Source organism: Geminicoccus flavidas (genome assembly GCF_009806515.1).
In the GTDB taxonomy this organism is placed as follows: Bacteria; Pseudomonadota; Alphaproteobacteria; order Geminicoccales; family Geminicoccaceae; genus Geminicoccus; species Geminicoccus flavidus.
In genome coordinates, this window is sequence record NZ_WUJP01000173.1 from 1 (window position 1) to 6,704 (window position 6,704).

Consider the following 6,704-nt stretch of genomic DNA (forward strand, 5'->3'; position numbering starts at 1 on the left):
CGACGTCGTCCTGATCCATGCGGCCGCAGGCGGCGTGGGCATCCTGGGATCGCAGATCGCCAGGGCCCATGGCGCCAGGGTGATCGGCACGGCCTCCGAGAAGAACCACGAATTCCTCCGCTCGCTCGGCGTCGAGCCCGTGACGTATGGCGAGGGTCTGGCGCAGCGAGTCCGCCAGATGGCGCCGAATGGCGTCGACATCGTGGCGGACTTCGTGGGCGGCGTGCTCGACGTCACGGAGGCCGTCCTGCGCGAAGGCGGGCGCCATGCCTCGATCGTGGATCCGACGGCCGAGGAGAAGGGCGGCCGCCTCATCTGGGTCAGGCCGAACGGCCGGGACCTGCAGAAACTGGCCGACCTGGCGGATAACGGGAAGCTGACGGTTCAGGTGGCGCAGACCTTTCCCCTGGAGGCGGCGGCCGATGCGCTGGCGCTCAGCATGACCGGCCGGGTGCGGGGCAAGATCGCGATCAGCGTGAGCCGCTGAGGCAAGGACGCCGTAGCCTGGGCCCGACCAAGCAACTGGTGTGGAATAGCGGCCGCCAGAGCGCCCAGCCCGGGTTGAAGGACGCATCGGAGGAAGTGGCCGACGGGCAGCATGCCCAGAGTGCAGCGGAGACAGAGCGTGATGATCTCATCCTTCTGGCAACGCCCTGTCGTCAGCGCAGCTGCCTCCTGCATGGTGTCGTCCGGCCTGGGCCTGCCGGCTTTGGCCGAATCTTATCCAGCTCTCGCCAAGTTCCATGAAGTCCGCGCAGGCGTTTATGCGCATGATCTGACTGGCCCGACCCATGAGCGGGACGAGGTCGGCCTCAACGGCGAAATCCTGTTCAAGAGCCCGGGCTTCCTTGCCTGGGCCTTCGCGCCTCGCCCGCGCCTGGGCGGTACGGTGAGCACCAACGGCGGCACCAGCCTCGCCTATGCCGACCTCGGCTGGACCATCGGCCTCACCGATCGGATCTTCCGATCTAAGCATCGGCGGGGCCATCCATGACGGCTCCCTGCGGGACTCGTCGTCCGGGGAGAACGCCTATGGCTGCCGGGTGAACTTCCACGAGACCCTGTCGCTCGGCTACCGCGTGGCGCCGGCCGTCTCGGTCATGCTGTCCGCCGAGCACATGTCCAACGCCGGGCTGTGCACGAAGAACGACGGCCTCACCAATCTCGGCATCCGGCTCGGCTACGGCTTCTGACCCACCCTTCCGGACCGGGTCATCGACGCTCCGGCCATGCCTCGTCCTGCCCCTGCGCGGGGCTTTCCTGCGCCCGCGCCAGATCGAGCAGGCTACGGAAATGGCTCGCATTCGGGCTGTGGCAGACGTTCAGGATCTGGGCGCTCTTCGGGCCGGGCACGGTGAGGAAGGCGTGACCCATCGTGCTGTCGAGATACATGGATTCGCCGGTGGCCAGTTCGGCGGGCTCGTAGAACTCGGTGTGGACGATGATGCGGCCGCGCAGGACGTAGAGAAATTCCTCGCCGGCATGGCGGCTCAGCGTGGGGAACTCGACGATGGAGCGGGCGCGGATGGTGGTGATGATCGGCACCATCGCCTTGTGGGTCAGGTCGGTGCAGACATAGCGGTAGTCGTAGTTGGGGGTCTGGACCAGCAGGCCGTCGGCCTTGCGCGCGATGCTGCGGCGCGCGGTGACCGTCGGGTGCAGGCGGTCCTGGGCGGTGGGGTCCGGCTCGAAGAAGGCGCTGATGTCGACCTGCAGGCCTTCGGCGAGTTGGAGGAGCTTGTCGTAGGTGAGCGAGAGCTGGCTGTTCTCCACCTTGGACAAGGTCGAGATCGCCAAGCCCGTGCGGGCGGCGACTTCGGTCAGGCTCAGGTCGAGGCGGCGGCGGATCGCGCGCAGCGCGTTGCCGAGACGGGCCTTGCGGGTCGACATCGCCGCCGCCTCCCTCGCTCAGGCGACCTTGCCGCGGGCCTCGATCGGCCAGACGTCGACCAGGCGGCCGTTCTCCACGACATGGTAGCGGTCGAACAGGTTCACGTTCGGGTCGCAGTGCGGGACGATGCAGGCAACCAGCGTGCCTGGCTCCAGGCGGACCGACGGGTCGGGCAGGACCGCCTTGCCGAACTCGTCGCCGAAGACGGCGTAGGTCGAGCCTTCCGGGGCGCCCCAGGCGATCACCGGGGCGGCATTGTGATCGGTGGAGAAGCTCTTGATGCCGGCATCCGTGGTGGCGAAGCCCGGGTGCTGCGCACTCAGCACGGTTGTGTACACGAACAGGGAGTTCTGCCAGCGGCGGACGCCGTCGGGGGTCATGGCGACCTGGTCATAGATCGCGTCGGAGAACAGGTAGGAGCCGACCTGCAGCTCGTTCAGCACCCCGGTCTCGTGGTCGAAATCGTGGGTGCCGGTGCCGCCGCCGGTCACGACCGGGCAGGGATGGCCGGCGGCCACCAGGGCGTCGCGCACCTGGCCCAGGATCGCCAGCGCCGCGTGCGAATGGGCGCGGCGCTCGGCATAGTCGCGGATCGACTGGACATGGCCGGCATAGCCCTGGACGCCCTTCAGGGTCAGGCCGGGCGAGGCGGCGATGGCACGGGCGACCTCCAGGGCGGCCTCGGGCGAGGTCAGGCCGGTGCGGTGGGTGCCGACATCGACGTCGATCAGCAGGTCCAAAGCGAGGCCCGCGGCACCCACCGCCTCAGCCAGCGCGCGGACGGCCGCGACGTCCTCGACCACGATGGTGGTGTCGGGGGCGATCCGCAGCACGTCCAGGAGGCGGCGGATCTTCTCCGGCCCACGCAAAGGCGTGGTCAGGAGCAGGCCGCGGATGCCGGCCTTCGCCATGACCTCGACCTCGCCGAGCTTGGCACAGGACTGGCCGACCGCACCGGCCGCCATCTGCGCCTTGGCGATGGTGACGCATTTGTGGCTCTTGGCGTGCGGGCGGAGCCGGATGCCACGCTCCTTCGCGATCCTGGCCATCGTGGCGAGGTTCGCGTCGAAGGCGCGCTTCTCGATCACCAGTGCTGGCGTATCCACGGCCCGTTCCGTCTCAGCCAAGATCCTGCTCCTCGTTTTCCGTCCACTCGCCGCCGCGCACCAGGCCCCGGCAGAACAGGCGGCGGTCGCCGGTCATGCTGCGGCCCAGCGAGTCCATGTAATCGAAGCTGCCCTGCCACTCGGTCAGCACCGTGGCATCACCGACCGCACCAATGGCGAGGCTGCCCAGATCGGAGCGGTCGATGGCGCGGGCGGGCGTGGCCGTCGCGGCGGTGACCACCTGCTCCAGCGTCATGCCCAGGCAGAGGAACTTGGACAAAGTGCGCAGGAGGTCGAAGGCGGGGCCGTCGATGCAGAGCGAGTGCACGTCCGACGAGATCGTGTCGGGCAGGAAGCCGTCCGCGATCATCGCTTGCGCTACCTCGAAATCGAGCGAGCCCATGCCGTGGCCGATGTCGAACCAGACGCCGCGCTCGCGCGCCTGCTTGATCTCGGCGCGGACATGGCCGTCGCCCCCGCGGATGTCGTTGGGGAAGGTCTTGTAGCAATGGGTCAGCACGTCGCCCTTGCGCAGCCGCGGGATCACCTCGGAGCGGCCGGGCGGCGGGTAGTCCAGATGGGTCATGCAGGGGAGCTGCAGCCGGTCGGCGGCCTCCAGCATGATGTCGAGGGGAGCGATGCCGCTGGTGCCGCCGGCGATCCGGCCGATCCGGGCCTTCATGCCGACGATCAGGTCGCCGTGCTCGCGGCCGCAGGCCACCGCTTCGCGGGCGTCGAGCAGGCGGATGTCGCTGCACTCGCCGACCATCACGTTCTTGGAGAAGCCGTAGATGCCAGCATAGGAGATGTTGAGGTAGCAGAGGATCCGGCTCTTCGACCGCTCGATCACATGGCGGCGGAAGCCCTTGAAGTTGCCGGCCCCGGCACTGCCGGCGTCGACGAAGGTGGTGGTGCCACCGCGGAGCGCCAACTCGTCCGCGTCCACGCCCAGCGAGGTGCCGCCCCAGTAGACATGGGTGTGCAGGTCGATCAGGCCCGGCGCGACGATCAGGCCGGCCACGTCCTGGACGTCGCGGGCGGCATCGGCCGGGATGTTCGCGTCGATGGCGGCCACGCGCCCGTTCTGGAAGCCGATATCGGCGACCGTGTCGACGTTGCGGCCGGGATCGAACAGGCGGCCGCCTTTCAGGACCAGATCGAACAAGCTTCCCCCCTCGCGGCGTCATCGGTTCCGGCCCAAAGCAGACCGATCATTTTACTGGTTTTCAAGTACACTCAAGAATGTTTACGATCCGAAAGAGCCCAGGGAAATGCCCAATAGAAGCTAATTCCTAAAGGGGCAGCCGAGACGCAGGCGTGCCGCACGACGGTCGAGCGGGACGCAAAAAGACCGTCATCCGAGGGGGATGAGCCTGATGAGCGACCTTTTCCGTCGATCGGAACTCGACTCGTTCCTGGCGCGCCGGCGCGCGATATTGAAGGGCGGCCTGGCCGCTGCGGCGGGCATGGCGCTGCCCGGGCTGATGGGCCGGGCGCACGCGGCACCGGCCGAGGCGATGACCTTCATCGGCTGGCAGTACAACCCGCAGATCGTCGCCGAGAACGTCGAGACGTTCAAGAAGCTCTACGACGAGAACGTGACCTACGAGCTGGTGCCTGGCGAATACCATGCGGTCGCCGAGACCAAGCTGATGGGCGGCCAGCATATCGACATGATGTATTCCGAGGAGGACCGGCTGCTGCGCTGGAACGCGGCGGGCTGGAGCCGCACCCTCGATGGCTTGCCTGGTCTCGATGAGATCAAGAGCAAGATGTACGACATCAACGTCAAGAACCTGTCGCTGCCGAACGGCGAGCTGGGCGGCCTACCCTACTATACCGGCTTCAACAGCTTCGTGTGCAACGAGAAGCACCTGGACGCGGCCAAGATCGAGCCGCCCGCGACCTGGGAAGAGTTGCTGGAGCAGTGCCGCAAGCTGAAGACGGACAAGGTTTCCGAATACCCCTACATCGCCGCCTGGGCGCGCGGCTGGTCGATGATGTCCTGGACGCTGTTCTCGCAGTGGTATTCCGAGGGTGCGAAGGTCTTCGACGAGAACTTCCAGCCGGTGTTCGACCAGCCGTTCAAGGACATCCTGCAGTTCAACCGGACGGCCTACGAGGAAGGCCTGATCCCGCCGGACGTGTTCACGCACCAGACCGAATCGGTGCCGAACTTCGCCACGGGTACCCACACCTATATGGTCGTGCACGAATACGACCAGAAGGTGTTCAACACACCGGAGACCTCGCAGATCGCGGGGGCCTGCAGGAACGTGATCATGCCGGGCAAGACCCGCTCCACCTTCCTGTGGACCGCGGCCTACCAGATGGGCGCCAACCCGATCGACGAGGAGCGGGTCTGGAACCTGATGCAGTTCTTCGGCGGCAAGGCCAAGGACGGCCAGTACCATGTGGCCAAGCGCTGGGCGCTCGATTTCGGCCTGGGCTCCGCGCACAAGGAGGTCATGGAGGACCCGGACGTCGAGGCCGCCATGTCCAAGTGGAAGGACCTGGAGGTCGCCCGCAAGCAGCACGAGACCGGCACCACCCGCGACGTCGCCAAGTCGGTGTGGTTCCCCGAATGGGACTGGTACATGATGGGCGAGGCGCAGGATTATTTCCGCGGCCAGACCAGCCAGGACCAGCTCATCGAGCGGCTCCAGGCCAAGTATGACGAGCTGAAGCAGATGTATCCGGAGTGACGGCGTGGCCAGCACGACGGTACGCGACCTGACCATCGGCACTGGGACCGCTGCTCCGCGACGTGCGGAGAAGCGGGACTGGCTGCCGTTCCTCCTCAGCTTCCCGACGCTGCTGGTCGTCTTCCTGGTGATCGGGCTGCCGCTGATCTATTCGCTGGCGCTCAGCCTGCACCGCATCAACATGCTGACCCAGAAGTGGATCTTCGTCGGGCTCGGCAACTATACCTCGATCATTCCCCAGCCCGACTTCATCTGGGCGCTGGTCCGCACCGCGATCTTCGCGGGCGTCACCGTCGCCCTGGGGCTGGCACTAGGCATGGGGATGGCGCTGATCCTCAACATGCGCTTTCCCGGCCGGGGCCTCTTGCGCTCGGTCGTGCTGATCCCCTGGGCGATGGCGCCCGTCACGGTGGGCGTGCTGTGGGGCTGGATCTTCGACGGCTCCTACGGGCCGATGAACGGGCTGCTGCTCGACCTGGGCCTGATCGACCAGTCGATCCCGTGGCTGGGCAACGGCACCGTGGCGTTCGCGATCGTGATCCTGGTCCATGTCTGGAATCAGGCACCGCTCACCGCCCTGCTGATCCTGGCTGGCCTCCAGTCGATGCCGGACAATCTGCACCGGGCAGCGCTCATTGACGGGGCCGGGCCGATCACCCGGTTCTTCAAGATCACGGTGCCGTGGCTGAAGCCCATGCTGCTGCTGATCATGATCCTGACCACTATCAACTCGATCATGGCCTTCGACCTGTTCTGGACGATGACCAAGGGCGGGCCCGGCAGTGCCACCACCGTGTTCTCCTGGATGGGCTACGCCATGGCCTTCCAGTTCATGCGCATGGGCGAAGGTGCGGCCGTCCTCTACATCCTGACCATCTTGTGCTTGGTGCTGGCCTGGTTCTACCTGAAGCTGTTCTTCCCGACCGCGGCCCGGGCCAAGGCGCTGACGGCCAAGGACCTGGAGCCGGCCGACCCCGCCAATCTCACGGGCACGGTGCTGTC

Annotated in this window: 8 protein-coding genes; 5 read left to right on the forward strand and 3 right to left on the reverse strand. The window is 66.8% G+C overall.

Annotated features, from left to right (window positions below; genetic code table 11):
* The 3 genes from EQG76_RS04675 to EQG76_RS04685 all read left to right on the forward strand — a co-directional run.
* A partial coding sequence (locus EQG76_RS04675; protein WP_159711035.1) for a zinc-binding dehydrogenase occupies positions 1-487 on the forward strand: 487 nt, incomplete at its 5' end.
* Between the two features lie 141 nt (positions 488-628).
* Positions 629-994: a hypothetical protein gene (locus tag EQG76_RS04680; RefSeq protein WP_159711037.1), complete on the forward strand. Its 366-nt coding sequence runs from the start codon at positions 629-631 to the stop codon at positions 992-994.
* Positions 921-1,193: an acyloxyacyl hydrolase gene (locus EQG76_RS04685; RefSeq protein ID WP_159711039.1), complete on the forward strand. Its 273-nt coding sequence runs from the start codon at positions 921-923 to the stop codon at positions 1,191-1,193. The genes EQG76_RS04680 and EQG76_RS04685 overlap by 74 nt, the downstream gene beginning before the upstream one ends.
* A gap of 19 nt (positions 1,194-1,212) precedes the next feature.
* Here EQG76_RS04685 and EQG76_RS04690 read toward each other — a convergent pair whose 3' ends face one another.
* From EQG76_RS04690 to EQG76_RS04700, 3 genes are read right to left on the reverse strand one after another with little or no spacing between them, the layout of a single operon-like run.
* On the reverse strand, positions 1,213-1,890 hold the full coding sequence (locus EQG76_RS04690; RefSeq protein ID WP_159711041.1) for a helix-turn-helix domain-containing protein: 678 nt from the start codon (positions 1,888-1,890) through the stop codon (positions 1,213-1,215).
* 18 nt (positions 1,891-1,908) lie between these two features.
* Positions 1,909-3,018, reverse strand: a complete 1,110-nt coding sequence (locus EQG76_RS04695) for a DSD1 family PLP-dependent enzyme (protein ID WP_200840558.1) — start codon at positions 3,016-3,018, stop codon at positions 1,909-1,911.
* Positions 3,011-4,162, reverse strand: a complete 1,152-nt coding sequence (locus EQG76_RS04700; protein ID WP_159711043.1) for an amidohydrolase/deacetylase family metallohydrolase — start codon at positions 4,160-4,162, stop codon at positions 3,011-3,013. Before EQG76_RS04700 ends, EQG76_RS04695 begins: the two co-directional genes overlap by 8 nt.
* 211 nt (positions 4,163-4,373) lie before the next feature.
* On the opposite strand from EQG76_RS04700, the gene EQG76_RS04705 reads away from it, so the two are divergent.
* Both EQG76_RS04705 and EQG76_RS04710 read left to right on the forward strand, forming a co-directional pair.
* On the forward strand, positions 4,374-5,702 hold the full coding sequence (locus EQG76_RS04705) for an ABC transporter substrate-binding protein (RefSeq protein ID WP_159711045.1): 1,329 nt from the start codon (positions 4,374-4,376) through the stop codon (positions 5,700-5,702).
* 4 nt (positions 5,703-5,706) lie between these two features.
* Positions 5,707-6,704, forward strand: a 998-nt coding sequence (locus EQG76_RS04710) for a carbohydrate ABC transporter permease (protein ID WP_159711047.1), incomplete at its 3' end; no start/stop codon positions are given.

Coding starts and splice junctions, on each gene's coding strand:
- EQG76_RS04680 (WP_159711037.1), top strand. CDS start 629: ATGATCTCATCCTTCTGGCAACGCCCTGTCGTCAGCGCAGCTGCCTCC.
- EQG76_RS04685 (WP_159711039.1), top strand. CDS start 921: ATGCCGACCTCGGCTGGACCATCGGCCTCACCGATCGGATCTTCCGAT.
- EQG76_RS04690 (WP_159711041.1), bottom strand. CDS start 1,890: ATGTCGACCCGCAAGGCCCGTCTCGGCAACGCGCTGCGCGCGATCCGC.
- EQG76_RS04705 (WP_159711045.1), top strand. CDS start 4,374: ATGAGCGACCTTTTCCGTCGATCGGAACTCGACTCGTTCCTGGCGCGC.